Genomic DNA, 24,267 nt, shown 5'->3' on the forward strand with positions numbered 1-24,267 from the left:
ACGCTATGATCAAGAACCGCCGTCCGGACCGGTACGCCCTGGGGGATCCGATCGACCTGTCACCACGTTTCGTGCTGTTCCCCGGCCGGCACCATCTGCTGACCAGCTTCCAGGCGGACTATCTGCACCGGCTGGCCGCCGGCAGCGGAGCGACGATCGTGTGGGCGGTCACGTCGGCCAACCACGACAACACCCGGCGCAACCCCGTCCCGTACCACCGGCGGGAGGCCGCGATCGAGCGGTTCAGCCTGCTCAGCGGGCTGCGTTCGCTGGTCGTGCCGATCTTCGACACCGCGCCCACCGACGCGTTCGCCGAGGTCACCCTGAAGAGCATCGCGGTGGCCACCGGGATCGAGCTCACGCCGGCGGACACCGTGGTGGCGTGCTCCACGCCGGAGGTCGCGAAACTGTACGAGCGGCTCGGCTTCCCGATCGCGCCGGTGGAGGCGGATCCGGGGTTGCGGACGGTCCCGGAGCGCCCGTGGGACGTGCTGCTGCGCCTGGCCGCCGGCGACGAGAGCTGGCGCAAGCTGGCCCACCCGGCGACCCTGGACGTCTTCGAGCGGTACCGGCTGGCCGACACGGTCCGGACCGTGGTCGAGGACCCGCTCGTCGGTGACGAGGGCGGGCTCACCGCGACGCGGGACTACCGCACCTACGTGGAGGCGTTCGCCGACGCGGCCGAGCGCAAGTGGGCCGCGGTCCGGCAGCACGTGCGGCCCGGCCGGATCGTGGACATCGGCTGCGGCGCCGGATCCGTCCTGGAGCTGGCCGACCGGGAGCCCGGCCTGCACGAGAGCGACCTGATCGGGGTCGAGCTGGCCCGGCATCTGTACTCCGAGTGCGTACACAAGAAGGCCCAGGGCGTTTTCCGCAACGCCAACGTGTACTTCTATCAGCGCAACGTCCTCGGCGGTGCGATCTTCGCGGACCGGTCGGTGGACACCACGCTGACATTCGCGCTGACGCACGAGATCTGGTCGTACGGCCGGCAGCGGGAGTCCCTGCTGCAGTTCGCCCGCCGCATCTTCGACCACACCGCGCCCGGCGGCGTCTGGATCAACAGTGACGTGTGCGGGCCGGACGAGCGCCGCCGCCCGGTGCTGCTGACCCTTGCCGCCGAGGACGGCGCCAACCCGGCCCAACCGCGGCGTGACCTGGCCGGGCTCGACTCCGGCGAGGTCAAACGGTACGTGTCGGGCCTGTCCACCCGGGCCCGGCTGGACCAGTTCGCGGCGGACTTCGCGTTCCCGGTCACGTTCGACGATCTCGGCGACGGCACGGTCCGCCTCGAGCTGGGTGCCGCGATGGATTTCCTGACCCGCAAGGACTACGTCGACAACTGGTTGTCCGAGACGAAGGAGCAGTTCTGCGGCCTGTCCTACGCCGAGTGGACGGAGTTGCTGGCCGAGGCCGGCTTCGACCTCGACCCGGCGTCGACCCCGGTCCGCAACGACTGGATCATCGACAACCGGATCGCCCCGGTCGCCTCCCTCGCCGACCTCGACGGTCACCCGCTCGACTGGCCGACCACCCACCTGCTCGTCGTGGCCCGCCGCCCCCGCAACGGCTGAGCTGCTCAGAAGCCGCCGGCGGGCCCCGGCGGCGGGAGCAGCCCCCGATCGCCGGCCCGCAGGCCGGCCTGGAACCGGCTGCGGGCGCCCAGCCGGGCCATCAGCGCCGACATCATCCGGCGGACCGTCCGCTCCGAGACACCGAGCCGGGCCGCCGCCGACTCGTCGGTGTGGCCGGTCGACATCAGCGCGAGCAGTTCACGCTCGCGCCCGTCCACAGCGTCGTGGCCGGCCAGTGGGACGGCGCCGTCCCACAGCCGTTCGAAGAGAGCCACCGCGGCGTCCACCACGCCGGTCAGCGCGATCAGCGCGACCCCGTCGGCGGACCGGGCGAGCGGGAACAGCGCCACTTTCGCATCGATGACGGCTGCTCCGGCGGGCACCACCGGCACCGTACGAACCTGCGCGTCGCCGTCGAGACGGCTGAGCTGCCGGCGGGTGGGCGTGTGGTCGTGCACGCTCTCCGGGACCAGCACGCGGTACCGCACCCCGCGGCGCAGGTTGTCGCGGTCGGCGCGGCCGAGCGTGGCGTCGCAGCCGCGCCAGCCGGCGCCGGTGATCAGCACCTCGCGTGTCGCGGTGGTCAGGGCGGCGTCGACGGTCGCCGGGGTGGTGAGGACGGTCGGCTCGGCGGGCATGGCGGGTTCCTCCCGTTGCGGATGCGTCCCGTCCAGCATCGGCGTGCCCACGGGCCGCGACAATGGCTTTCGAGCAGCTTCTAAACCGCTCTGACCTGGGAATTCACGCGGAGATGACCGGGCAGTCACCGGGGTGGCCAGCATGGTTGCCATGGCGTTGCTGCTGCGTTTCACCGAGCCGGGCCCGCCCCGGGTCCACGTCCGCCGGGAGCCTGACCCGGCCGGCGAGATCCTGCTGAGCCTCCGGGTGCTCCAAGGCGCCGGTGACCGGCCCGGCCTGGCGGTGTGGCGCGAACAGGTGCGGGCCCGGCTGTTCACCGCACCGTTCGCGCTCGGGGACGGCGGCGTGGCGGGCGACCGGGACCAGGTCGGCCGGCTGGCCCGCGACTATCACCGCGTGGCGCTCGGCCCGTGGTGGACGCGGATCTGCCGGGCGGTGGCCGACACGGCCGACGCCCTCGCGGGTGCCGGGCCGGACCGGATGCTGAGTTCGCTGCACCCGGACGTCACCTGGCGGCGTCCGGTGCTGCGGATCGCCGTGCCGGGGCCGGACGTCGAGGTGTTCCTGGACGGGTCCGGCCTGCATCTGCTCCCGTCGGTGTTCGCCGAGGCCCCGACGGTGCGGCAGGCCGCCGGGGCGCCGCCGGTGCTGGTGTTCCCGATCGACGCGTCCACGCTCTGGGCGCCCGCGCCGGCGCGGGAGCCGGCCGGTTCCCTGGCAGCCCTGCTGGGCGCGACCCGCGCCGCCGTCCTGGCCGCCGCGGCCGAGGGCCTGAGCACGTCGGCTCTGGCCGGCCGGCTGCGGATCTCGGTGGCCACTGCGAGCTACCACACCGGGGTGCTGCGCGAGGCCGGCCTGATCACGACGGTCCGGCACGGTCCGTCGGTGGCGCACCGGTTGCGCCCGAAGGGGGCGCTGCTGCTGCACCGCGACGAGTTGGACTGATATCGGTCCGCGGTCCCCCCGCTCTCCCGGCCCCCCTAAGGTGTATTCATAAGGGCCGATACGAGGGGGAGATGTGGCACAGGACGAACCGGTCTTCGCGGCCCTGGGGCCGTTGACCGTGCACGGTTCCGGCAGGCCGGCTGATCCGCTGCCGCCCGGCAAGCGCCGGAGCCTGCTGGCCGCCCTGCTCCGCCACCGCAACACCTGGGTGCCGGTCGAGGACCTGGCCGGGGCGCTCTGGGACCGGGCCGGCTATCCCCGCTCGATCAGCGGCAGCCTGAAGACGTATGTGCACCAGCTGCGCAAAGTGCTGCCGTCCGATGTCGACGGCGAACGGCTGGCCGGCGGGCGCGGCGCGTACAGGCTGACCGTCCGGCCCGGCGAGCTGGACCTCGACCTGTTCGAAAGCCTGGTGGGCGAGGGTGTCGAGGCGCTCGCCGGCGGACGGCCCGGGGAAGCCGTCAGCCTGCAGCGGCGCGCGCTGGCGTTGTGGCGCGGCCTGCCGGACGACGACATCGTCGACGTGGTCACCGCGCGGCAGCTGGACGAGACGCGGTGGACCGCCCGGTACTGCCTGGCCGACGCCCTGCTCGAGCAGGGCGACGCCACCGAGGCGATCGTGCTGCTGCGCGCGGCGCTCTGCGACGACCCGCTGCGCGAGCCGGTGTGGGAACGGCTGCTGCTCGCGCAACGCGCGGCCGGCTGGCAGGTCGACGCGCTGGCCAGTTACGAGCAGGCCCGGCAGACCCTGCTGGACAAGTTCGGCGCCGAGCCCGGCCGCCGGCTCCAGGAGATCTACCGGACCCTGCTCTCCGACACCGCGTCGGCGCCGACACTCCCGGCCGCGGCGCCGACACTCCCGGCCGCGCCTGCCACCCCTTCAGACACGCCTCATCGGGTACGCCCTACGCCGGCCGCCGTCGCGGCACCGGCGCGCCGGAGGCGTACCCGTGCCGTGTTCGTCGGTCTGCTGGTGATCCTGCTGGCATCGCTGAGCGGGTCGTCGGTGCCGTCGCCGGAGCCGGCCCTGCCCGCGCTGACCACGGCGGTGCGGCCGCGGGTGTTGTTCGGCCTGGGCCCCAACGCGATCGACGCCGAGCGCTCCCCGCTGGCAAAGGCCGGCATCGGCATGGTCACCACCTGGTACCACGGCCCCGACGACCTCAACCAGTACGAGGACTGGCGCAACGACGTGATCCCGCGGATCTACGGTTCCGGACGGGCCGTGCACGTGGTCGTCGCCACCTGGGAGGACGGCACGTCGATCGAGACCCGTCGTGGGCGGGCCTGCGGGCAGCCGTACCCGCTGTCCGCGGAGTTCCTCACCGACATGCGCCGGCTCGCGCGCGCCTTCCGCGGCCGGGCCGACGGCCCGCCGCTGTACATCTCGATGTTCCACGGCCTGCAGAAACTCGCCTGCGCGAACACCGGCTATCTGGCCGACGTGGCCACCACGCTCTATTACCAGGCCCTCAAGGACCGGTACTTCGAGACGCTGGAGCTGTTCCATGACGAGGCGCCGAACGCCAAGGTGGCGCTGAACTGGGACGGCTGGACCGCTTCGTACGACGAACCGGACATCGGCGCCGGGCTGTCGATGTTCCAGTATTTCGTGGAGGCGATGAGCGCCTCCGACTTCCAGAGCTTCAACGCCTTCGAGAAGAAGGGCAACGCCGAGGACATCCGGCAGATGGTCGAGGTGCTCGGCGCGTACGGTCCGGTGATGGTCTCCTATTTCGGCCCGCACGACGACCCGGTCGACGTCTACGAGACCGACCTGCGGGCCACCTTCACCCCGGACGCGTTGTCGCGGCTGGTGGCCGGCGGGCTGTTCGCGTTCAGCTTCCGCGACGACGACCTGCTGCGCGCCTCACCACGCACGATGACGATGGCCGCCCAGGTGGTCCGCGATTACGGCCACCAGCTCCCGCGCGGCTGAGCAGGGCACGCGTCCGGTCGTACGCCATGCCTGTCTCGCTACTTCAAGATCGGGTGGGGGGACCGTTCCGCGCTCGCGGGTCACCTTTTCCCGCGGTGCCGGTGTACTGCCGCGCCACGCACGGCGACGCGGTGCCGTACTTGACCAGCCCGGTGTCATCGATCGCCCACGCCGCACCCGTGAGCACCGCATCGACACGCTCGGCGATCCGGCGCCGGATCCCACGGACTGTTGGTGACGAAATGGTTCAACGCCTGCTCATGCGGCCCGGCCAACCGAGCCGCCATCAGCTGGATCGACTTACGCCGACCGTCCAGCATCAACCCGCGCAAGTAGTGACCGGCACGCTCCTGCCAGCCCGCACGGGCGGCCCCGCACCACCACGTCGCGTTGCCGGCCCGGTCGTAGCTTTCAGCCCAAAATCAACGGCACCGCTGGTCAGTCTACTGACGCCCCACGTGCCAGTACTACGGTCGCCGGCGTCGCGCCGGCATCAGTAGCGGAAGTTGCTGACCAGGGCGCTCAGGTCGGTGGACATGCGGGCCAGTTCGGAGGTGGCCTGCTGGGTTTGGGTGACGCCTTCGCTGGTGAGGCGGGCGGCTTCGGCGACGCCGGTGATGTTCTGGGCGATGTCGCTGGTGCCGGTCGAGGCTTCGGTGACGCTGCGGTTCATCTCGGCGGTGGTGGCGGTCTGTTCTTCCACGGCGGAGGCGATGGTGGTCTGGAAGTCGCTGATCCGGGCTATCACTTCGCTGATCTGGGTGATCGCGGCGACTGCGCCGCCGGTGTCGGTCTGGATGGCCTGGATTCGCTGGGCGATGTCCTCGGTGGCGCGGGCGGTCTCCTGAGCGAGATCCTTGACCTCGCTGGCGACGACGGCGAAGCCTTTGCCGAGTTCGCCGGCACGGGCCGCCTCGATGGTGGCGTTCAGCGCGAGCAGGTTGGTCTGTTCGGCGATCGCGGTGATCGTTTTGATGACGTTGCCGATCTCGGCGGACGAGGTGCCGAGTTTGCTCATGGTGACGGAGGTGGCCGCGGTGAGGGTGACGGCGTCGGAGGCTACCCGGGCGGCTTCGCTGGCGTTCTGCGAGATCTCCCGGATCGAGGCGCCCATTTGTTCGCTGCCGGCCGCGACGGTGCTGACGCTGCGGGAAATCTCCTCTGCGGCGGCGGACACGGTCTGCGCCTGCGCGGTGGTCTCTTCCGCGGAGGCGGCGATCTGCTGCGCGGTGCTCGACATCTGTTCCGATGCGCCGGCCAGTGACGTCGCGGACCCGCTGATGGTGGAAACGGTCTGGCGCAGCCGGACCATCGCCTCGTCCAGGGCGCGGCCCATCATTCCCGGTTCGTCGCGTGCGGTCAGGCCGGTGGTGCGGGTGAGGTCACCGGCGGCCAGGCCGTCACAGACGTGTTTGACCTTGCCCAGCGACCGCACGATCTGCCGGGCCACCCAGGCACCGAGGATCAGGGCGAGCAGAGACCCGACGGTCAACAGCACGATGGAGATCGTGCGGCTGGACTCGTAGCCCGTCTTCGCCGTGCCGGCGTTCTTCGCGGCGTCGGCGTTCTCCGTAGCTGCCAGAGTCTCCAGGGCCGGGTTGATCTTGGCGAACAGCGGGACGATCTCGGTGTTGCGGGTGCTCTGCCAGGCCTTCAGGTCGCCTGCCCTACCGGCCGGCAGCTGCTTGCCCTGCGCGATCTGCACATAGGCCTGCCAGGTCGACTGCAGGTCAGCGACCATGGCGGGATCGCCGGCCGGGCTGCTGGCCGCGTACGCGGCGAATCCCGCGTCGGCGGCCTGCAGATCGGCGGCGAAACCCTTCTCGAACTTGGCAAGGGAGGCCTCGTCGGTGGAGATCGCCTGGTTGGCCAGATCCACCCGCGCCTGCGCCATTGCCGCTTTGATGTCCCCCACGGCTTTGACGCTCGCCACGTTGCTGGAATAGATCATCTGTGCCGACGCGCTCGCTTCGCTCAGTGCCAGCAGCCCCACGACCCCCACCGTGATCGCCACCAGCACACCGATGCTGATCGCCGTAAGGATTTTGACGTTGACGCTGAGGTCGGCGAAGAACCGTCCCTTTGCCACGGGCGTGCCGCCGCTGGTAACCACTGCCATAATCATCGGTCTCTCTCATGACATGTGTCAGGCGCCCGCGGAACGCAGCCCGCCGGCACCCCACGGTCAGGCCCCCGCCTCCCGCGCCCTTCTCATCGGCACCTCTACCTACCGGGTGAGCGCCGCGACGGTCGCCGGGTGGTCCGACAGCGTCGAATCGTCGCTGTTCGAGTCGCCCCGAGCCGGCCGGTACCGCCCAGCTTGAGCCCGCGGAAACCTCATCCGCGGGCTTCGAGAGCCGATAAGGGGGTCTGCGTCACTACCGGTTCCGGTGCGACGCGGTACGCCTTACCACCCCGCCTCAGGTGTACCGCGCCGCACCGCCCGGCTGAACCCGGTAGTGATCGGCCCGAAGGCCTGTGCCGCATCACTGTCAGCCCTGTGTCAGACCGGCGGGTTCTTGCCTGAGCTGCTACGGCAGCGAGCACAGCTGGACCGCTGTCCTGTCTCGGCGAGGCTGACGTCGCCAGCATCATTTCACCCCCCGAGCCGTTCGGTGCGACGTCACCGTGACGCAGCACCGAACGCTGTAGCCGATCAACACCGGCCGCAAAATGCCGCTACCTGCGGAAACAGGTAGAGAGACAGCTACTCAGCCGTGGGAGGGCCGGCCGGTCAGGCCACGTCGTAGATCAGGTGGGTGGCGGTCGAGGTCGGGGTGACGCTGCGCTGCATCAGCGTGCGCGGCACCGCGCCGGTGAACAGTGGCGTCCCGGCGCCCAGCAGCACCGGCGCGAGGTGCAGCGACAGCTGGTCGACCAGACCGGCGTCGAACGCCGCGCGGATCGTGGCGCCGCCGCCCATCAGAACCACGTCGAGGTTCTTGCCGCTCGCCGCCGACGCCGCCTCGGCGCGAGCGCGTGCGGCGGCGACAGCGTCCGGCACGCCGGTGGTGACGAACGTCCAGTCCAGGTCGGTGAGGCGCACCGACTCCGGCGGTGTGCTGGTGACGACGACGAAGGCGGGCCGGCCGACCTCGCCGGCGCCGTACCCGGTCTCGTCGGTCCAGCCGGTCGGGCCGTCGACCAGGTCGAAGAGCCGGCGGCCGAGGACGACGGCGCCCGAGGCGGCGGTCGCCTCGCGCAGGATCCGGCGGTCCTCGGGGTCGGCGGAGAACGCCCAGGTGTGCAGGCCTTCGCCGCCGGTGCCCAGCCCGTTGTCCGGGCCGGGATCGGGCCCGGTGACGAAGCCGTCGAGGGACACCGAGATGTCAGCGATGATTCGGGTCATGCCGTGGTAGACCCGGTTCGCCGCCGGAACTCATCGCCGTGCGCCGTGCTTTTTGTACGGCCGGCGTAAGGAGATCGCGAACGTCGGCGCGACATCCGATCGTCTTCAGTGGACGCATGGATGACAACACAGCACGGTCAGGACCCGATGCGGTACGCGGAATCGACCGGCGGCGGGTGGTCACCTGGGGCGGGCTCGGTGCCGTCGGGGTGGTGGCCGGCACGCCGCTGGTGGGCGCCGGGACGAGTCACGCCGCCGGGGCGTCCGGCAGTGACCGGATTCCGCCGGCCACCCGTCCCGGCGGGGCCTACGACCGATATGTGGCGAAGCTGGCAGCCGAGGGCAGGTTCGCCGGTGTGGTGCTGCTGTCGCACCGGGGCCGCACGGTGCTGTCGCGCAGTTACGGCATGGCGGACCGGGAGCGCGGGATCCGCAACCACGAGGGCATCGCGTTCAACCTGTCGTCGGCCGGTCAGCCGTTCCTGTCGGTGGCCGTCCTGCAGCTGGTGCAGCAGGGCAGGCTGGCGCTGGCGGACCCGGTCGGCAGGCACCTGACCGGCCTGGCCCCGCGGATCGCCGACCAGGTGACCGTCCATCAACTGCTCACCAGCACCACCGGGCTGGACGCTCCGATGCCGGACTGGGATCGCGTCTTCCGTAGCCGGGAGGAGGTGCACGAGGACAAGAAGCGGTGGGTCCGGCAGGCGGTCCTGGTGGGGATTCCCGGGGCCGCGTCCAACGGTCACCGGCCCGGCGCCGGGGTCGGGCTGGCCATGGCCGCGGAGATCGTCGAGGCGGTGTCCGGGATGACGTTCTGGGATTACGTACACGAGCATGTCTTCCGGCGCTCCGGCATGACGGGCTCGGCGTACTACACCCGGGACCAGTGGCTCACCGACCGGCACATCGCGCATCCGTACATGCTGCGGGCCGACGGCAGCCTGGTGGACGCGGTCCGCAACCTGGACCAGGGCAGCGTGGACCAGAACACGACCGGCCGCAACATCGCCCGCGGCTACATCGGTCACGCGTCGGGCGACGGCTTCGCCACCGCGCCGGACCTGGTGCGGTTCGCGGAGGCGCTGCGCCGCGGCACGGTGCTGGACCGGCCGTACGCCGATCTGTTCACCGGGGCCAAGCTCCCCGGCGAGGATCCCACGTCGTTCCACGGCTACACGATGCCGCTCAGCATCACCGGCGGGCAGTGGGTGTTCGGGCGCGGTGGCGGCGGCCCGGGGATCGGCGCCAACTGGAGCGTCTACCCGGACACCGGCTGGGTCGGGGTCGTCCTCAGCAACGACGACCGCACGCCGCTGCCGGCCATCTGCCTGCAGGAGATCGCCGCCGTCACCGGCGCGGCAGTGAACCCGCCCGGCGGCGGCTGAGGCGCCGGCCGGCCCGTCTCCCCGGCGTGCCCCCGCGACCTGTCGGCGGCGGCCAACCACCGGCTGGCCGCGATGGCCGGCCCCGGTTTCGAGCCGGTGGGCGTGCTGCACCAGGTGAAGGCCCCCACGCTCGTCATCGAGGGCAGCCACGAGCCGGTCAAGCCGGGCCACGGCGTGCTCATCGCCGAGCAGATCCCGGGGGCCGCGGCTGGTGATCGTGCCGGGCCTGGGGCACACGCTGCCGCCGGAGACGCACAAGGAACTGGCCGCCGCCGTTCTCGCCCACACCGCGGTGCGGTAGCCCTTGCCGGCACTCACCTCTGCGCGCCACCTGCCGAACGGGGAGGTGACAGGGTTCGCCGGGGGACAGGAGACGACCATGCGGGTGTGGCGGCGGCCCCCGATGTGGGCGTGGCCGCTGCTGTTCGCGCCGGTGCTCGTCGCCGGTTACTACACGGCAGCGTGGGCGGTGGGCACGACCGCGGTGGTCACCCAGCTGATCTACTCGTCGTCGTCGGCGATCGCTGTCGCCGCGCTGATCGGCGCGGCGGCGCGGCGCGGTCGCGGGGGCCGCGGGCCCTGGCTCGCGCTGGCCGCCGGGCAGACGGCCATGATGTGCGGCGATCTGACCTATTTCGGGCTCACCCGCTCGGACGCCGTCGTGCCGTACCCCGGCCCGCCGGACGTGTTCTATCTGGCCGGGTACGCGGGACTGGCCGGCGGCCTGCTGATGCTGGTCCGTCGGCGCACCCCCGGCTGGGACCTGCCGAGCGTCATCGACGCGACCGGCGTCGCCTTGGGGGCGGGACTGGTCGGATGGGTGTACCTCATCGAGCCGCTGTCCGCGGGGGCCGGTGGCGCCGCGCAGGCGGTCACCGTGGCCTATCCCGTGATGGACCTCGCCCTGCTCGCGTTCGGCGCACGCCTGATGCTCGGGACCGGATCCCGGCCGGCATCGTTCTGGTTCCTCGGCGCCTGGCTGGGCATCGTGCTCGTCGGTGACACCACGTACTCGGTCCAGGCCCTGCTGGGAATCTACGACGGCACGTTCGTCGACGGCGTGTGGGTGCTCGCGCTGGCCTTCCTCGCGGCGGCCGGGCTGCACCCGTCGGTCGTGAAGGTCGACGCGCCGTCCGCGGTGACAGCCCCGGACGCGACCGTCGCACGGCTCGTCACGCTGGCAGTGACGTCGGTGCTTGCGCCGACCGTGCTCCTCGTGCAACACCTCCGCGGCGACGACCTGCACGTTCCCGCCGTCGCCTCGGCCTGCATCGTGCTGTTCCTGCTGGTCCTCGCGCGGATGGCGGCGCTGGTGCACACCCAGCGGATGATGGCGATCACCGACGGGCTGACCGGGCTGCGCACCCGGCGGTTCCTGGAGACGGCCCTGCACAGCGAAGCCGATCGGGCCCGGCGCGGCGGGACACCCGCCGGCTTCCTGCTGATCGACGTCGACCATTTCAAGAGCGTCAACGACACGTACGGACATCAGGCCGGTGATCGCGTGCTGGTCGAGGTGGGCCGGCGGATGCGGGCCCTGGCACGCCCCGGTGACGTGGTGGCCCGGTACGGTGGCGAGGAGTTCGCCGTCCTGCTGCCCGGCATCCGGGCCGAGGCGCTGGGGGAGATCGCCGAGCGGCTTCATCGCGGCCTGTCCAGCGTGCCGTTCGCCATCGGTGACAGCCGGCTGCTGCCCGTCACCGTCTCGATCGGTGGCCTGCACGTCTCCGGCGGCGCCCTCTCCGGACAGGACGTCACCCGCCTCGCTGACCAGGCGCTCTACACCGCCAAGGACGCCGGCCGCAACCGGGTGGTCATGGCCGGCGCCGAGCCGCCGGCGAGCGACGACGAACCGGGCAGCCCGGCTGCCCCGCAGCGGCGGCTGGAGATCGCTTAGCTCGGCCGGTCAGCGGGCCGACGTCGTCCGCGAAGCTGATGTCGATAGGGTCGCGCCATGACCGGCAACTTCCCGACGATCGAGGCCGCGGAGCCGGACCCGGCCGATGTCCGGGCGCGGGTCTCCCGTGGTCGCGGCCTGCTCGTCTCCCTGGGCGAGGGCGCCACGATACCGGTGGCTGAGGCCGCGACGCGGGCCTTGCAGCGGGCTCTCGGGACCGACTTCACCGTCTTCTACACGCCGCGAAGCGCAGGAGCGGTGCTGACCGTGATGCAACTGGCCGGTGAGCCGGAAGCCACCGCGCTGCGGCCGGCCCTGGATGCTCTGGTCGCCGAATTCCGTCACAAGGCGGGCGGGCTCGTTCACGAGATGCACCTGGCCGGCGGCGACGAGCTGGAGTCGGTGCACTACGACGGTGCGACGTGGTTCCTGCACGAGCACGGCGCGCACTGCCGGTTCGAGAACGGGACGAACGGCGAGGTCGTCGAGGCGAACATGCACACCTCCGACGCCGTCGACCCGTACTTCCTGCTGGAGTACGCGGAGACGTCCGGCCGCCACGGCGCTGTCCTGGACGCCTGCGTGCACGGTTTCAGCGACATGTGCCGGCTGCTCGACCTCGCCGGCATCACCTATCGCTGAGGCTCGTCCCGGGCCGTCACCCCGGTTCGGCGGCGAAGGCGGCGACCCAGGCCAGCGGCGCGTTCCAGTTGATCGTCAGCTCGTTCGTCGACCAGGACCGGATGTCGTCGACGTAGCAGAACTGGCCGACCTGACCGGCCAGCCGCGCCTGCGCCACCTCGTCCTGCAGCCCCGAGTTCGGTCCGCCGGCCAGGGTTCCGTTCGGCGGATGCGGTAGGGCGGGATCGAGCTGGTGGGCGTACCAGCGGCTGTGCTGGTTCCGCGCGAAGTCGGTGCCGTAGCCGGTCACGTAGGACAGGTTCAGCGCGTTGCGGCCGAGGATGTAGTCCAGGCCCTCCAGGACGCCGTCGCGATAGCGGGCCTCGCCGGTCAGGTCGTACGCCACTGCCAGCACGGTCAGGTTGTTCAACACCATGCTGTTGGAACCCCAGTCCCACCGGTTGCCCGGCGGGGCGTACGTCACCGCGTACGGATGGGCCTGCTGGACGGCGAGGTATCTGTCCGCGCCGGCGACCACCGAGGCGCGCACGCCGGCGAGGCCGGGCAGCTCGCCGGGCGTCAGGGCCAGGTCCAGGCGGGCGGCGGCTGCGGTGGCCGCCCAGTCGAACGCGTACGGCCCGAAGACGTCCTCGGTGTGCAGCGGCGAGGCGAGGACCGCGTCGGCGTACTGCTGCTCGCCGGTGGTCAGGAACAGCTCGGCCGCCGCCCAGTAGAACTCGTCACGGACGTCGTCGTCGTTGTACGGGCCGCCGCCGACGGTGTCCTCGACCCGCGCGTACCGGATCGGGTGGGCCCCGGCCGTCGCATAGGCGGTCCGCGCGGCAGTCAGCAGGCGGTCGGCGTAATCCGCGTCGTACTTGCGGTAGATCCGTGACCCCTGTGCCGCCACCGCGGCCAGGTTCAGCGTGGCCGCGGTCGAAACCGGGCGCAGTTCGCGCGGTTGCGGGTCGAGATGCGGCAGAGTCGGCAGGCCGGTCCACTCCCGATCGTGCATCTTGTGGTGCACCAGGCCGCTCGGCGCCTGCATGCGGAGCAGGAAGTCCAGCTCCCAGCGCACCTCGTTGAGCAGGTCGGGCACCCCGTTACCGCTCTCCGGCAGGTCTAGTGTCAGCTCGTCCAGACCGCGGCGGTGCTCGAAGGCGTGCAGCAGCTGCCACACCGTGATTCCGCCGTTGACCACGTATTTCCCCTGGTCGCCTGCGTCGTACCAGCCGCCGCGCACGTCCAGCCGGTAGTCACCGGCCCCCGGGGCGCAGGGGACGTCGCGGTCGCTGAGATGCCCGGCCGGGCGGCCGTAGCCGGGCCGCAGATCCTCACGGATCTCGATGCCGCTGCGCTGGCAGTAGAAGAACTTCAGCGCGTCGGCGCGCAGCGTCACGTAGAGGGCCGGGTCGATGGCGAAGGGCCGGCTGGTCGCGCCGTCCGCGGTCAGTGTGAAGCCGGTTCCGGTCCGCTGATGCGTGCCGAAATCGATGGTGTGCACGTTGCGCCCGGAGGTGACGTCGGTGCCGCGCGGGTCGGTCGTCCCGGTCGCGACGATGTGGCCCGCGGCGTCGGTGAGCTGCCACGGCAGGGGAGTCGTGGCTTCGGTGACCAGGGTGGCCCGCTGGGGGCCGGACGGAAGGTAACCCACCTGATTGACCGCGACGTTGGACATGGCTGGGAACGCTCCCAGCCGAATCGCGCGCTGTCAAACCTCCGTCGACCGCAGGTGCCGTGGAACGGATCACCCCCACCGGGAGTGGTCGCAGTCGACCACCACCCAGTTGATGCCGCTGACCTTTCCCCTGACCCCGGTGTCGTTGCAGCGAGAGCAGAGCGGGCTGTCGAAATCAACGGCTCGGCCCTTCCTGGACCGGCGGTACCAGACGAAGCCCCACAGCCCACTGGTGATGAGGGTCAGATTGAGATGCAGAAAGTGCTCGATCCAGCTGATCGACTGACGGGGGCGGTATGGCATGGCATCACTCCGGAAATCCGGCCGCGCTCGATTGACAATCGGCTGAAATTACCATCAAACGGGCATGCGGGATGTCTGGCCGCGCCGACAGCCTGTACCTATCCGGACTGCGCCGCCGCGGTGCGGAGTTCAGTCAGCCACTCGATGCCGAGCCGGCGGCCGCCGGGGAACTGATCGTCTCGGTCCCAGCGCCACGCTGTGATCATCGCCAGCATGAGGGTCCGGCAGTCCCGGAGCACCTGGTGGTCGACGCCCGGGTAGTGGTCCCCGACCCCGTCGGGTGCGTGGGCAAGGTCGAACTCGATCGGTCCCCGGCAGCACGTCTCGAAGTCGATGAAGAGCGGGCCGGTTCGCGTCAGGATCAGGTTGCCCGGATGTGGTTCGCCGTGCAGGAGCTGGTCGGGCCGGCCGCTTTCGCTGACCGCTCGTCGCATGCGGTCCAACGTGCCGGCGAGGAACACCCGGTCGGGATCAGCCAGTTCCGGTGTTCGGGTTCGGTCGGCCACGAGCCTTCGGGCCTCGAAAACTCGGTCCGTGAAGTGCGGAGTGGGTAGGTCGACCATGCGCATTCCGGCGTGCAGACGTTCCAGCGCGTCAACGTATTCCGCGTGTGGAATTGCTTGAGTGGTAACTGGTTCGTAGTAGGCCCACAGGGTGACCACGTAGTCGTCCCGGAGAAAGACCTCGGGCGATTCCAGCGCGGCGACCGGGCTCCCGACCGCCGCCAGCCGTTGAGCGACATCCACTTCGAACCCGGCGCCCTGCTGTGCCGCCGGCGCCACCCGGGCCAGCACGTCGCAGGGCCGCAGACGCAGGGTCAACTTGTTCGAGTTGTGCAGGACGGTGGCGTCATGAGCGGTCAGGCCGATCGACGAGGCGCTCGAAAGGGCTGCCTGTGTTGCCCGCTGGATCTCGTTCGCCTGCATCGGAGCACCGTAGCCCGGCATCCGCGGCGCAGCAGCCGCATTTCGCTGCCCAGGCATGTTCGGGTACTCGTTCGGATCCTCGCCGAGCGAGCGCTCAGGGGTGGACCCTGACGGCGTCCGGAACGCGCTACGGCCCCTCGGAATCTGAGGGCTCCAGGAACAGGGGGCCCTCATCGGCAGCGTCGTCGTCGCTCGCCAGCTCCGGCACGGTGGTGTCGTCGCTGACTGCGGCCGCCACTTCCGGCGACTCCTCCAACGGCTGCCAGTTCTGCTCGCTCACGGCTGCTCCTTCTCGACGGATCGCGAGGGCGCTCCCCGCGCGTGGTCGAATAGATACCCGGCACCGCAACCGCCATGCTCCCCATCCACCATGCTGTTGAGACGCACCTGGATCCGGGGTGGACGCCGCGCTCGGTGCCGCAGCCAGGGCCGTGCGGGCGCCGAACTGCACCGCGGTACGGGATGCCGGTGCCGCACCGATCCGCCGCGGCTGCCGGCGGACATAGTGGCCTGCGGGTGACGCTGTCTCAGGCGAGCGGGTCGTGCCTGTCCCGCAGTGTTGCCAGCACCGGCGCGTACATCCGTGTCTTGATCGTGCCGAGCGCGCCCCCGGCCTTGCCGGTGTGTGCGCCGGCGATCTCGACGGCGGTGGAGCGCACCGCGTCCTCGGCGACCGCCCGGTCGACGATGGCGGCGGCGGCCGCGTCGGGGCCGGGGTAGCGGCGGGCGGTGACCATCGCCTCGTGCGCGGTCTGCGGTGCCAGCCGGGCCTGGATCAGCGCTGACATGCCCCGGGTGAACGGGATGCCCAGGTCGGCCTCCGGCAGGCACCAGAATCCGCGGTCGGCGCGCATCACCCGGAAGTCGTGTGCCAGTGACAGCATCGCACCGGCCGCGAAGGTGTGCCCCTGCAGGGCTGCCACGGTGATCAGGGGCAGGGACAGGATCCGGGCGAACAGCGCGTGGACGCTGTTCACGTACGCGTCGTACTGGTCGCCGTTGGCGCCGAGCCATTCCAGGTCCAGGCCGTTGGAGAAGAACTTGCCGGTCGCGGCGGTCACCAGGGCGCACGGGCCCGGTGCCTTCTCCACCTCGTCCAGTGCCGCGTCGGCCGCGGCGATCCAGTCGGGGTGGAAACGGTTCTCACCGTCTCCGAGGTCGAGGATGAAGACGTCGTCCTGGCGATCGAGCGTAGGCACCGCGGGCTCCCCACCGTGGAGGTGATCAGGGACCCACACGTTACTTGCCGGTAACTTGTGGGGCAAGCATCTCGGCGGCTGCGGGCCGGCGGCCCCGGCGGTGCCGCCGCCGACAACCACCCGCCAGGGGCTTCGGGGTTTCGGCGGGCGATGGGTCACGGTGCTCATGGGATTCCCGCGGGTGGCTCAGGTGATCGGGAGTCAGGCCGTGACGAACGCGGTGCGGGTGAGCCGCTCCGAGGCCTCCCAGATGCGCGCGGCGTCCTCGGTGCTGCGCAGCGGCGGATACGGCTGCTGCTCGGCCGGCGCCCCGCCGAGGTTGCCGGGGCCGCTGGGCCCGTAGAAGGCGCCGGACCTGGCGCGCGGGTCGGTCGCGGCCATCAGCGCGGGCAGCTTGGCGGTCTCGACGGTGCCCAGCAGGATGCCGCGCGCCGACAGCGCCCGGATCAGCCGGACCGCGGGGGTGTCCTGGGTGCGGCCCATCTCGGGCCGGGCGGCCAGCAGGCTGGTGGGAGCGACTCCCGGGTGCGACAGGTTGCTGGTGATGCCCCATCCGAGGGCCTTGCTGCGCCGGTCCAGCTCCAGACCGAACAACCCGAAAGCGATCTTCGATTGGCTGTACGCGCGCATGCCGTGATACGAGCGCTCCCAGTTCAGATCGTCCCAGTTGATGGTGCCCCGGCGGGCGGCGACGCTGAGCTGCGAGGTAACCCGGGCGCGGCCGGCGCGCAGCAGCGGGAGGAGTCGGCCGACCAGGGCGAAGTGGCCCAGGTGGTTGGTGCCGAACTGCAGCTCGAACCCGTCGGCCGTGGTCTGCCGGTTCGGCGGCCGCATCACGCCCGCGTTGTTGATCAGAAGGTGGATCGGGTCGCCTTCGGCGCGCAGGGTGTCGCCGAGGGCCGTGACCGGCGCCAGCGAGGACAGGTCCAGGCTGCGCAGCGACACCTTCGCCTTGGGGTGCCGCTGCCGGATCGCCGAGATCGCGGCCTGCCCCTTGCCCGGGTTGCGCACCGGCATGATCACCTCGGCGCCGGCCGCCGCCAGCCGGGTGGCCATGCGCAGGCCCATCCCGTCGCTCGCTCCGGTGACCACAGCGCGTTTGCCGGAGAGGTCGGGGATGGTGATGTCGATCGGGGTGCGCGACATTGCTGTGCTCCTTGCCTCGGTGTGCGGCCTGAGGTGGCCACCACCGAGATTCCGGCACAGCGGAGAACCCAACCAGGGCCTACCGATCCATGGCTGACCGGGCCGCCCCCCGCAGAGGGGGATCGGCGATCCGTGGCTACCGGACGGCGCGGACGGTAGAACGGAGCGGGACCACACCGCTGGAGGAAACGGACATGATCGATCGTGCCGGGCTCGCCGAGTTCCTGCGCCGCCGGCGGGAGTCGTTGCAGCCCGAGGACGTCGGTCTGCCCCGCGGGCAGCGCCGCCGGACCGCCGGGCTGCGCCGCGAGGAGGTGGCCATGCTCTGCCACGTCTCCACCGACTACTACTGCCGGCTGGAGCAGGAACGCGGACCGTACCCCTCGGACCGCCTGATCGCTGCCATCGCCCAGGGCCTGCACCTGTCCCTCGACGAAAGGGACCATCTTTTCCGCCTCGCCGGCCACAACCCCCCTTCCCGGGGTACGACCAGTGAGCACATCGGCCCCGGCCTGCTGCGCATCTTCGACCGGCTCACCGACAGTCCCGCCGAGATCGTCACAGAACTCGGCGAGACGCTGCGGCAGACCCCGATGGGCGTAGCGCTCACCGGTGACACCACCCGGTACACCGGCAACGCCCGCAGCTTCCCGTTCCGCTGGTTCACCGACCCGGCGGCCCGGGACCGCTACCACCCCGACGACCACGAGCACACGTCACGCGTCTTCGCGTCCGGGGCCCGCAAGCTGGCCACCGTGCGCGGGCCGGGGTCGAGGGCGGCGCGCCTCGCCGAGCTTCTGCGCACGCAGAGCCGGGAGTTCGCCGACCTGTGGCAGGAGCACGAGGTCGGGGCGATCTTCGGCAACGGGAAAAGGTTCGTACACCCGCAGCTCGGTGTCCTTGCCCTTGACTGTCAGACGCTGCTAGACCCTGAGCAGTCGCATCGGCTCCTCGTCTACACCGCCGCGCCGGGCAGCGAGAGTCACGACAAGTTGCAGCTGCTGGCCGCGACCGGCGCGCCTCACCCGGCCGGTCATGTCAAGCAGTGACGAGGCCGGCCCGGTACGCGACGATGACCAGCTGGACCCGGTCCCGGGCCGCGAGTTTGGTCATCAGCCGGCCGACGTAGCTCTTCACCGTGGGCGTCGTGATGTACATCCGTTCGGCGATCTCGGCATTGGTGGCGCCCTGCCCGATGAGGGTCAACACCTGACGTTCACGCTCGGTGATGCCGTCCAGCGAGACCGAGGTGGCCGGTGCCGGCGAGGGAAGCCGGACCACCATCTCGATGAGCCGCCGGGTGATGCTCGGGGCGATCAGCGCGTCCCCGCTGGCGACCACCCGGACCGCGGCGACGATCTCTTCGAGCGCCATGTCCTTCACCAGAAAACCGGACGCCCCGGCACGCAGCGCCCCGTACACGTACTCGTCATCGTCGAAGGTGGTCAGTACCACGACCCGGGGTGCGCCTGGTTCGGCGGTGATGCGGCGGGTGGCCTCGATACCGTCCAGGTCCGGCATGCGGATGTCCATCAGCACCACGTCGGGCTTCAGCTCACCGCACAACCGGACGGCCGCGGTACCGTTCTCCGCCTCACCGGCCACCTCGATGTCGTCGGCGTCAGCGAGGACCATGTGCAGGGCGCTGCGGATCAACGCGTGGTCGTCGGCGAGCAGCACCCGGACGGTCGTCATGTCCCGACCGGCAGCCGCGCTGCCACCTGAAAGCCGCCGCCGCGCCGCGCGCCGGCGGTGATGGTGCCGTTGACCAGCGCGACCCGCTCGCGAAGGCCGGTCAGGCCGAAGCCTCCGCCGGCCGGGTCGCCGCCGCGCCCGTCGTCGACCACCTCGATGGCCAGCTCGCCCCGGCCGTACTCGACCGAGATCCGGCAGGTCCGGGCCTGCGCATGCCGCAGCACATTGGTGAGCGACTCCTGAATGATCCGGTACGCGGAGAGTTCGACGTCAGCGGCCAAGACCCGCCGCTCGCCGCTGACGGTCAGGCCGACGGCCACGCCCGCGGCCGCCGCGGCACCGACGAGCTGGTCCACGTCGGCCAGCCCGGGGGCGGGCCGCAGCGGCGCGCCCTCGGCCTGCCGGAGACCGCCGAGCATCCGGCGCAACCCGGACAGGGTGTCGCGGCTGGTCGTCTCGATGGCCCGCATCGCCTCCCGGGCCCGTTCCGGCTGGGTGTCCATGACCCGGGCCGCGGCCCCGGCCTGCAACGCGATGACGCCGACGCTGTGCGCGACGTGGTCGTGCAGGTCCCGGGAGATCCGCAACCGTTCGGCCACCACCGCCTGCTCAGCGGCCTGGTCGCTGAGCCGCCGGGCATAGTCCGCGGCCTGCCGGATCGAGTAGCCGAGCAGGCCGGCGACCAGGGCGGGCAACACCGCGTACGCCAGCCAGACAGTCCCGTCGACCGCCACACCGGTGTCACCACCCGGGAAGGGCCGGCCGGCGACCGCCCGCGACACCGCGGCGACCGGCAGGGCGGCGAGCACCGGAAGAAGCGCGGCACCCCACACCCGGGCCGGCCGGGTCACGACGATCCGGGCGAGCACCACGTCGGCGGCGAGCAGGAACAGGCCCAGCACCTGGTCCGGGTTGGCGGCGAGGCCGTCGGTGCCCACGGCGAGCACGAGCACCATGGCGGAGGCGACCAGCAGGTACAACGCGGTGAAGGGGCGCCGGCGCGCCTGCGTGCTCGCGCCGAGCCCGGTCACGGCCGCGGCGGCGACGAGGACCCAGCACCAGGCCGGGCGTGGGGGCAGCCCGGACGGCATGCCGGGCAGCCCTGAATAGCCGCGCAACGCGCCGAACACGGCGATCGACCAGAGCAACGCCACCCAGCTGCCCAGTGGAAGACGGCGCGGCGGGACGGACATGCGGCGAGCCTAACGGCGCGGCACGACCAAGAACATCCGACCACGGGCGTACGACCACGGTCGGCACCCGGGGCGGTCCGCGGTCCGATGACGCGCCCCGGTGGCGGGCGGAACAGTGACCGGCATGATTGAAGTCGACCAGTTGGTCAAACGGTACGGGTCCACCACCGCGGTGGCCGGACTCTCGTTCACCGCCCGGCCCGGCCGGGTCACCGGTTTCCTGGGCCCCAACGGCGCCGGCAAGACCACCACCCTGCGGGTGCTGCTCGGCCTCGACACCGCGTCCGGCGGAACCGCCACGATCAGCGGGGTGCCCTTCCGTTCGCACCGGCGCGGTCTGCGGCACGCCGGCGCCCTCCTCGAGGCCCAGCAGGCGCATCCCGGTCTGACCGCCGACGTGCATCTGGCGGCGCTGGCCCGCAGCAACGACCTGCCGGACCGGCGGGTCGGCGAGGTCCTCGCCGAAGTCGGCCTCACCCCGGTGGCGCACCGTCGCGTCGGCACCTATTCCTTGGGCATGCGGCAGCGGCTCGGGGTGGCCACCGCCCTGCTCGGCGACCCACCGGTGCTCCTCTTCGACGAACCGGTGAACGGGATGGACCCCGAAGGGGTCCGCTGGGCGCGCGGACTGTTCCGGCGGCTCGCCGCCGAAGGGCGCACCGTGTTCCTCTCCAGCCACCTGATCGGTGAGATGGCCGCGACCGCCGACGACATCGTCGTGGTCGGCCGCGGCCGGCTGCTCGCGGCGGGCCCGGTCGGCGAACTGGCCGGTCCCGGCGGCTCGCTGGAGGACGCGTTCCTGCACCTGACCGCGGCCGGCGTCGACTACCGGGCCGGGGGCGCGTGATGCGTGACGTGATCGCGGCCGAATGGCTCAAGGTGCGCTCGTTGCGTTCGACCCGGTGGACCGTGCCGGGGACCGCGCTGGTGGTGGTCGGTTCGGCGGCGGTGGACGCGTACACGAAACAGCCGGGGAGCCGTTTGGAGGTGAGCGATGCCTTCCCGCTGGCCGGCTTCCTGGCCCTGATCGTGGTGGCGACCGGCTTCGGCTCGTCGACGATGCTCGGCGAGTACAGCAGCGGCCTGATCCGGGCCACGACGGTCGCGGTGCCGGCCCGCGCGGAGCTGATCCTGGCCAAGGCGGCCGTGGTCGCCGCCCTCTGGACCGTCGCCGGAACGATCATGGCGGCCAGCTCGTTCACCGTCGCCGGTCTCATCCTCGGCGACGTGACGCTCAGCCGGCCGGGAACGGGCGCGGCCCTGCTCGCGGCGATCCTCATCGGACCGGTGTGCGCGCTGACCGGCCTCGGCCTCGCGGTGCTCGTGCGCCACGCCGGCGCCGTGTACGTCTCCGGGATCCTGCTGCTGGTCCTGGCACCGCAGCTGTTCACCACCCGCGAGCAGCTGCCGCGAGAGATCAACCACGCGATGCTGCTCCCGGCCTGGCAACGGCTGACCCAGGCGTACGGGCCGCCGGAGGTGGTCGGTGACATCTACACCACCGCCACACAGGCCTGGCTCGCGTACGCCCTGTGGCCGCTGACCCTCGTCGCGGTCGCCGTCCTGGTGCACCGGCGCCGCGACGTGTAGCCGGCGGCGTTCGTGTCCGCAACCTTCGCCAGATGGTTAGAGTCGCGGCCATGAGCGTTGACGTCGAGGTCGTGCGGGAAACAACGGACGAGACCGTGAAAGCCTTCGCCCGGCTGCTGCCGCAACTGTCGCGATCGGCTGAGCCGTTGACGGCCGAGGCGCTGCAAACCCTGCTGGCGTGGCCGGGTAACCATCAGCTGATCGCCAGGGTCGGCGGCCACATCGTCGGCGCGTTGACCCTGGTGATGTTCCCCATCCCGACGGGCCTGCGGGCCTGGATCGAGGACGTGGTCGTCGACGAGTCGGCGCGGGGCCAAGGTGTGGGCGCCGCGCTGACCCAGGAAGCCGTGCGGCTGGCCCGGGCCGCCGGTGCCCGCACCGTCGACCTGACCTCGCGGCCGTCGCGCGAGGCGGCGAACCGGCTGTACGAACGGCTGGGGTTCCAGTTGCGTGACTCGAAGGTGTATCGGCTGGCCACCGCATCCGAAGCCGGGCAAGGCTAGCGGCTCACGCGGCTCACGCCCGGGGCATTCTCCTTCACTCGCCCCGGGCATGGCCGTTGGCACTTGCTACCGCACTATGTGGTTGCCATGTAGTAGTTCACGAGCGGAAGTCCGGTGAACCCGACTGCTTCATAAAGGGCGCGCGCGGGTGCATGCCCCGGATCGCCACCCGTTCCCACATTGATGAGTCCGAACCCTTGATCGCGGAGCCGCTGGATGGCGAACTCCGTCAGGGCCCGGCCGTGACCACGACGCTGGTGCTCCGGGTGCACAGCGATCATCTCGATCATCCCCAGCGATGCGTCCTGGTCCTGCAGGAGAACGACGAAACCCACCGCGACATCGTCGGCCGTGGCCAGGACGAAGGATTCAGCACCGTCCGCGAGACAGGTCTTCCGGACGCCGGCGGCTTGCGAAGCCCGCCACTCCGGGCGGTACAGGAGGTTGAATACCGCGGATCCGAGAACGTTCTCGAACGAGACGAAGACCGGCTCCCAGGCCAGCAGAGACAGGTCGACGACAGCGTCCAGATCGGCGGGCGTCAGCGGCCGGATCCGGTGCGACGGCACGGTGGCGCGGGACTGTTCGGGCATGCGAGTGCTCCGTTCCATGACGACGAAAGCCGATACGTGACACGTATGGCCAGGGGCGATGGAAGCGGCGCAGCAAGGTGTTGAGGGTTGCTCGCCGCTCAGGAGCGGCGGGTTCGCCCGGCAGCGGCGCAGCAGCAGATGAAGGTCATGAGGCGCACCCTAACGCAGGCTGCGCACCACTCGCGATCCGTTATCCGGTAGCGGCCACCAAGGGCGGTTGCGTCCTCGCCTCGAAGGCGCAGGCACAACATCCCGGACCATGCGCACGCCACCGAAGTCGCGGCCGGCCTCTCGGTCGACCCGGGTGTGCTCGGCCCGGGCCGCACCGTCACCGGCGCGGTGTGCTCGCCCTGACCGCCTGTGGGGCCGGTCGGCCGAGTACACCGGGTGCGCTGCATATCTGAGCCGGCCACGCCGAATTCTGCGATCCAGGCGGAGCTGTGCCGGGACTCAGTCGTCCGCGTCGTCCCATTCGACTCCGTCGTCGACAATCTCGTACCTACTCGACAGCCACGGCGTTCGGTGGATCAAAGCGGCGCGAAGCTCGAAGCACAACTCTGCCAAACCCGGCCAGGAGCTGTCGGGAAACATGCCGTTCTCTGGCTCCCAGAGGAACGTTTGCCCGCGTCCTTCGCCTTCAACGTGGTCGACTATCAGGTAAGCGCCGCATCTGTCGGCGCCGATGGGAAGCCATCGTGCGCCCCACGAGCCCGGAAATACTTCGCGGCGCTCGAGCGGAGGCTGCGTACGTCCGCCGCGACGGTCTCGGATCCCAGCAGCCAATAGGTCGGCACCGGCTCGAACCCTCCGAACTCCTCGGCAGTCCCGTTGTGCCACCGCAGCGTGACAGTCACCTCAGGCAGCAACGCAAATCCCACGGCATCCTCAAGCGCACCCAGTTGCTCCGAAGTAGCCGGTGGGTTCAGCAAGGCGTGCGTCTTCGGAGCTTGGCGTATGAGCCAACCATCGATCTCGGCGAGCGCCGCTTCCAAGAACACGACTGATCTCCTGACGCCCACCCATAGTGGCTCGTCATAGGCAAGCAACCCGTGCTCACACTCTATCCAAGTGCCATGCGGCTCTCCGCTGAAC

The 24,267-nt window shown here is 71.1% G+C and carries 22 protein-coding genes and 2 pseudogenes; 10 read left to right on the top strand and 14 right to left on the bottom strand.

Features of this window, described 5'->3' with window-relative positions:
- Nucleotides 1-5 precede the first annotated feature (5 nt).
- A complete protein-coding gene (locus AC0NH5_RS31735) occupies nt 6-1,574 on the top strand; it encodes a class I SAM-dependent methyltransferase (protein ID WP_474410510.1) in 1,569 nt (522 codons plus the stop codon).
- Nucleotides 1,575-1,579: 5 nt separating this feature from the next.
- Here the strand turns inward: AC0NH5_RS31735 and AC0NH5_RS31740 are convergent, their stop codons facing one another.
- Nucleotides 1,580-2,263, bottom strand: a complete 684-nt coding sequence (locus AC0NH5_RS31740; protein WP_474410511.1) for a helix-turn-helix transcriptional regulator — start codon at nt 2,261-2,263, stop codon at nt 1,580-1,582.
- A 100-nt stretch (nt 2,264-2,363) separates the two neighbouring features.
- Here AC0NH5_RS31740 and AC0NH5_RS31745 point away from each other — a divergent pair, with 100 nt between their 5' ends.
- Both AC0NH5_RS31745 and AC0NH5_RS31750 read left to right on the top strand, forming a co-directional pair.
- Nucleotides 2,364-3,158 carry an ArsR/SmtB family transcription factor gene (locus tag AC0NH5_RS31745; RefSeq protein WP_474410512.1) on the top strand — a complete coding sequence of 265 codons (795 nt, stop codon included), beginning with the start codon at nt 2,364-2,366 and terminating at the stop codon, nt 3,156-3,158.
- 73 nt (nt 3,159-3,231) lie between these two features.
- Entirely contained in the window at nt 3,232-5,097 is a 1,866-nt protein-coding gene (locus AC0NH5_RS31750; RefSeq protein ID WP_474410513.1) for an AfsR/SARP family transcriptional regulator, read from the top strand.
- A gap of 85 nt (nt 5,098-5,182) precedes the next feature.
- Here the strand turns inward: AC0NH5_RS31750 and AC0NH5_RS31755 are convergent.
- The 3 genes and pseudogenes from AC0NH5_RS31755 to AC0NH5_RS31765 form a co-directional block, all read right to left on the bottom strand.
- Nucleotides 5,183-5,462, bottom strand: a pseudogene (locus AC0NH5_RS31755) (transposase); the annotation flags it as partial.
- Nucleotides 5,463-5,590: 128 nt separating this feature from the next.
- Nucleotides 5,591-7,216, bottom strand: a complete 1,626-nt coding sequence (locus AC0NH5_RS31760; protein ID WP_474410514.1) for a methyl-accepting chemotaxis protein — start codon at nt 7,214-7,216, stop codon at nt 5,591-5,593.
- A gap of 615 nt (nt 7,217-7,831) precedes the next feature.
- On the bottom strand, nt 7,832-8,446 hold the full coding sequence (locus AC0NH5_RS31765) for a dihydrofolate reductase family protein (protein ID WP_474410515.1): 615 nt from the start codon (nt 8,444-8,446) through the stop codon (nt 7,832-7,834).
- Nucleotides 8,447-8,562: 116 nt separating this feature from the next.
- Between AC0NH5_RS31765 and AC0NH5_RS31770 the strand changes: the two genes are divergently transcribed.
- The 3 genes from AC0NH5_RS31770 to AC0NH5_RS31780 all read left to right on the top strand — a co-directional run bounded on the left by AC0NH5_RS31770 (nt 8,563) and on the right by AC0NH5_RS31780 (nt 12,370).
- Entirely contained in the window at nt 8,563-9,831 is a 1,269-nt protein-coding gene (locus AC0NH5_RS31770; RefSeq protein ID WP_474410516.1) for a serine hydrolase domain-containing protein, read from the top strand.
- A 379-nt stretch (nt 9,832-10,210) separates the two neighbouring features.
- Nucleotides 10,211-11,728 carry a GGDEF domain-containing protein gene (locus tag AC0NH5_RS31775; protein ID WP_474410517.1) on the top strand — a complete coding sequence of 506 codons (1,518 nt, stop codon included), beginning with the start codon at nt 10,211-10,213 and terminating at the stop codon, nt 11,726-11,728.
- Between the two features lie 57 nt (nt 11,729-11,785).
- Entirely contained in the window at nt 11,786-12,370 is a 585-nt protein-coding gene (locus AC0NH5_RS31780) for a hypothetical protein (protein WP_474410518.1), read from the top strand.
- Nucleotides 12,371-12,386: 16 nt separating this feature from the next.
- On the opposite strand, the pseudogene AC0NH5_RS31785 reads toward AC0NH5_RS31780, so the two are convergent.
- The 6 genes and pseudogenes from AC0NH5_RS31785 to AC0NH5_RS31810 all read right to left on the bottom strand — a co-directional run.
- A pseudogene (locus tag AC0NH5_RS31785) lies at nt 12,387-14,018 on the bottom strand (glycoside hydrolase family 9 protein); the annotation flags it as partial.
- 78 nt (nt 14,019-14,096) lie between these two features.
- Complete coding sequence (locus tag AC0NH5_RS31790; protein WP_474410519.1) at nt 14,097-14,330, bottom strand: hypothetical protein; 234 nt, start codon at nt 14,328-14,330, stop codon at nt 14,097-14,099.
- 98 nt (nt 14,331-14,428) lie between these two features.
- Nucleotides 14,429-15,256: a phosphotransferase family protein gene (locus tag AC0NH5_RS31795; protein ID WP_474410520.1), complete on the bottom strand. Its 828-nt coding sequence runs from the start codon at nt 15,254-15,256 to the stop codon at nt 14,429-14,431.
- A gap of 127 nt (nt 15,257-15,383) precedes the next feature.
- Nucleotides 15,384-15,536 (bottom strand): hypothetical protein, encoded by a 153-nt coding sequence (locus tag AC0NH5_RS31800; RefSeq protein ID WP_474410521.1) that lies wholly within the window; start codon nt 15,534-15,536, stop codon nt 15,384-15,386.
- A 247-nt stretch (nt 15,537-15,783) separates the two neighbouring features.
- Complete coding sequence (locus tag AC0NH5_RS31805; RefSeq protein WP_474410522.1) at nt 15,784-16,455, bottom strand: enoyl-CoA hydratase-related protein; 672 nt, start codon at nt 16,453-16,455, stop codon at nt 15,784-15,786.
- Between the two features lie 201 nt (nt 16,456-16,656).
- Nucleotides 16,657-17,601, bottom strand: coding sequence for an SDR family oxidoreductase (locus AC0NH5_RS31810; protein ID WP_474410523.1), 945 nt, complete (start codon nt 17,599-17,601; stop codon nt 16,657-16,659).
- Nucleotides 17,602-17,795: 194 nt separating this feature from the next.
- Here AC0NH5_RS31810 and AC0NH5_RS31815 point away from each other — a divergent pair, with 194 nt between their 5' ends.
- Nucleotides 17,796-18,650, top strand: coding sequence for a helix-turn-helix transcriptional regulator (locus AC0NH5_RS31815; RefSeq protein ID WP_474410524.1), 855 nt, complete (start codon nt 17,796-17,798; stop codon nt 18,648-18,650).
- Here AC0NH5_RS31815 and AC0NH5_RS31820 read toward each other — a convergent pair.
- Together AC0NH5_RS31820 and AC0NH5_RS31825 are read right to left on the bottom strand one after the other, a co-directional pair.
- The gene (locus AC0NH5_RS31820; RefSeq protein ID WP_474410525.1) at nt 18,640-19,296 is read right to left on the bottom strand and encodes a response regulator; all 657 of its coding nucleotides are present in this window, start codon (nt 19,294-19,296) and stop codon (nt 18,640-18,642) included. The two genes, AC0NH5_RS31815 and AC0NH5_RS31820, sit on opposite strands and share 11 nt — an antisense overlap.
- The gene (locus AC0NH5_RS31825; protein WP_474410526.1) at nt 19,293-20,489 is read right to left on the bottom strand and encodes a sensor histidine kinase; all 1,197 of its coding nucleotides are present in this window, start codon (nt 20,487-20,489) and stop codon (nt 19,293-19,295) included. The genes AC0NH5_RS31820 and AC0NH5_RS31825 overlap by 4 nt, the downstream gene beginning before the upstream one ends.
- Nucleotides 20,490-20,613: 124 nt before the next feature.
- Here AC0NH5_RS31825 and AC0NH5_RS31830 point away from each other — a divergent pair, with 124 nt between their 5' ends.
- From AC0NH5_RS31830 to AC0NH5_RS31840, 3 genes are read left to right on the top strand one after another with little or no spacing between them, the layout of a single operon-like run.
- Nucleotides 20,614-21,336: an ABC transporter ATP-binding protein gene (locus AC0NH5_RS31830; RefSeq protein WP_474410527.1), complete on the top strand. Its 723-nt coding sequence runs from the start codon at nt 20,614-20,616 to the stop codon at nt 21,334-21,336.
- Nucleotides 21,336-22,079, top strand: a complete 744-nt coding sequence (locus AC0NH5_RS31835; RefSeq protein WP_474410528.1) for a hypothetical protein — start codon at nt 21,336-21,338, stop codon at nt 22,077-22,079. The genes AC0NH5_RS31830 and AC0NH5_RS31835 overlap by 1 nt, the downstream gene beginning before the upstream one ends.
- Entirely contained in the window at nt 22,022-22,582 is a 561-nt protein-coding gene (locus AC0NH5_RS31840; protein ID WP_474410529.1) for a GNAT family N-acetyltransferase, read from the top strand. The genes AC0NH5_RS31835 and AC0NH5_RS31840 overlap by 58 nt, the downstream gene beginning before the upstream one ends.
- Nucleotides 22,583-22,656: 74 nt before the next feature.
- On the opposite strand, the gene AC0NH5_RS31845 is transcribed toward AC0NH5_RS31840, so the two are convergent.
- Both AC0NH5_RS31845 and AC0NH5_RS31850 read right to left on the bottom strand, forming a co-directional pair.
- Nucleotides 22,657-23,175 carry a GNAT family N-acetyltransferase gene (locus AC0NH5_RS31845; protein WP_474410530.1) on the bottom strand — a complete coding sequence of 173 codons (519 nt, stop codon included), beginning with the start codon at nt 23,173-23,175 and terminating at the stop codon, nt 22,657-22,659.
- 653 nt (nt 23,176-23,828) lie between these two features.
- Nucleotides 23,829-24,173, bottom strand: coding sequence for an SMI1/KNR4 family protein (locus tag AC0NH5_RS31850; protein ID WP_474410531.1), 345 nt, complete (start codon nt 24,171-24,173; stop codon nt 23,829-23,831).
- Nucleotides 24,174-24,267 lie beyond the last annotated feature (94 nt).

It is taken from the genome of Actinoplanes sp. 13 (assembly GCF_056134165.1).

Excerpts from the sequence above, each read along its gene's own strand:
- AC0NH5_RS31735 (WP_474410510.1), top strand. The coding sequence starts at position 6 with ATGATCAAGAACCGCCGTCCGGACCGGTACGCCCTGGGGGATCCGATC.
- AC0NH5_RS31745 (WP_474410512.1), top strand. The coding sequence starts at position 2,364 with ATGGCGTTGCTGCTGCGTTTCACCGAGCCGGGCCCGCCCCGGGTCCAC.
- AC0NH5_RS31760 (WP_474410514.1), bottom strand. The coding sequence starts at position 7,216 with ATGGCAGTGGTTACCAGCGGCGGCACGCCCGTGGCAAAGGGACGGTTC.
- AC0NH5_RS31765 (WP_474410515.1), bottom strand. The coding sequence starts at position 8,446 with ATGACCCGAATCATCGCTGACATCTCGGTGTCCCTCGACGGCTTCGTC.
- AC0NH5_RS31770 (WP_474410516.1), top strand. The coding sequence starts at position 8,563 with ATGGATGACAACACAGCACGGTCAGGACCCGATGCGGTACGCGGAATC.
- AC0NH5_RS31775 (WP_474410517.1), top strand. The coding sequence starts at position 10,211 with ATGCGGGTGTGGCGGCGGCCCCCGATGTGGGCGTGGCCGCTGCTGTTC.
- AC0NH5_RS31780 (WP_474410518.1), top strand. The coding sequence starts at position 11,786 with ATGACCGGCAACTTCCCGACGATCGAGGCCGCGGAGCCGGACCCGGCC.
- AC0NH5_RS31790 (WP_474410519.1), bottom strand. The coding sequence starts at position 14,330 with ATGCCATACCGCCCCCGTCAGTCGATCAGCTGGATCGAGCACTTTCTG.
- AC0NH5_RS31795 (WP_474410520.1), bottom strand. The coding sequence starts at position 15,256 with ATGCAGGCGAACGAGATCCAGCGGGCAACACAGGCAGCCCTTTCGAGC.
- AC0NH5_RS31810 (WP_474410523.1), bottom strand. The coding sequence starts at position 17,601 with ATGTCGCGCACCCCGATCGACATCACCATCCCCGACCTCTCCGGCAAA.
- AC0NH5_RS31815 (WP_474410524.1), top strand. The coding sequence starts at position 17,796 with ATGATCGATCGTGCCGGGCTCGCCGAGTTCCTGCGCCGCCGGCGGGAG.
- AC0NH5_RS31820 (WP_474410525.1), bottom strand. The coding sequence starts at position 19,296 with ATGACGACCGTCCGGGTGCTGCTCGCCGACGACCACGCGTTGATCCGC.
- AC0NH5_RS31825 (WP_474410526.1), bottom strand. The coding sequence starts at position 20,489 with ATGTCCGTCCCGCCGCGCCGTCTTCCACTGGGCAGCTGGGTGGCGTTG.
- AC0NH5_RS31830 (WP_474410527.1), top strand. The coding sequence starts at position 20,614 with ATGATTGAAGTCGACCAGTTGGTCAAACGGTACGGGTCCACCACCGCG.
- AC0NH5_RS31835 (WP_474410528.1), top strand. The coding sequence starts at position 21,336 with ATGCGTGACGTGATCGCGGCCGAATGGCTCAAGGTGCGCTCGTTGCGT.
- AC0NH5_RS31845 (WP_474410530.1), bottom strand. The coding sequence starts at position 23,175 with ATGCCCGAACAGTCCCGCGCCACCGTGCCGTCGCACCGGATCCGGCCG.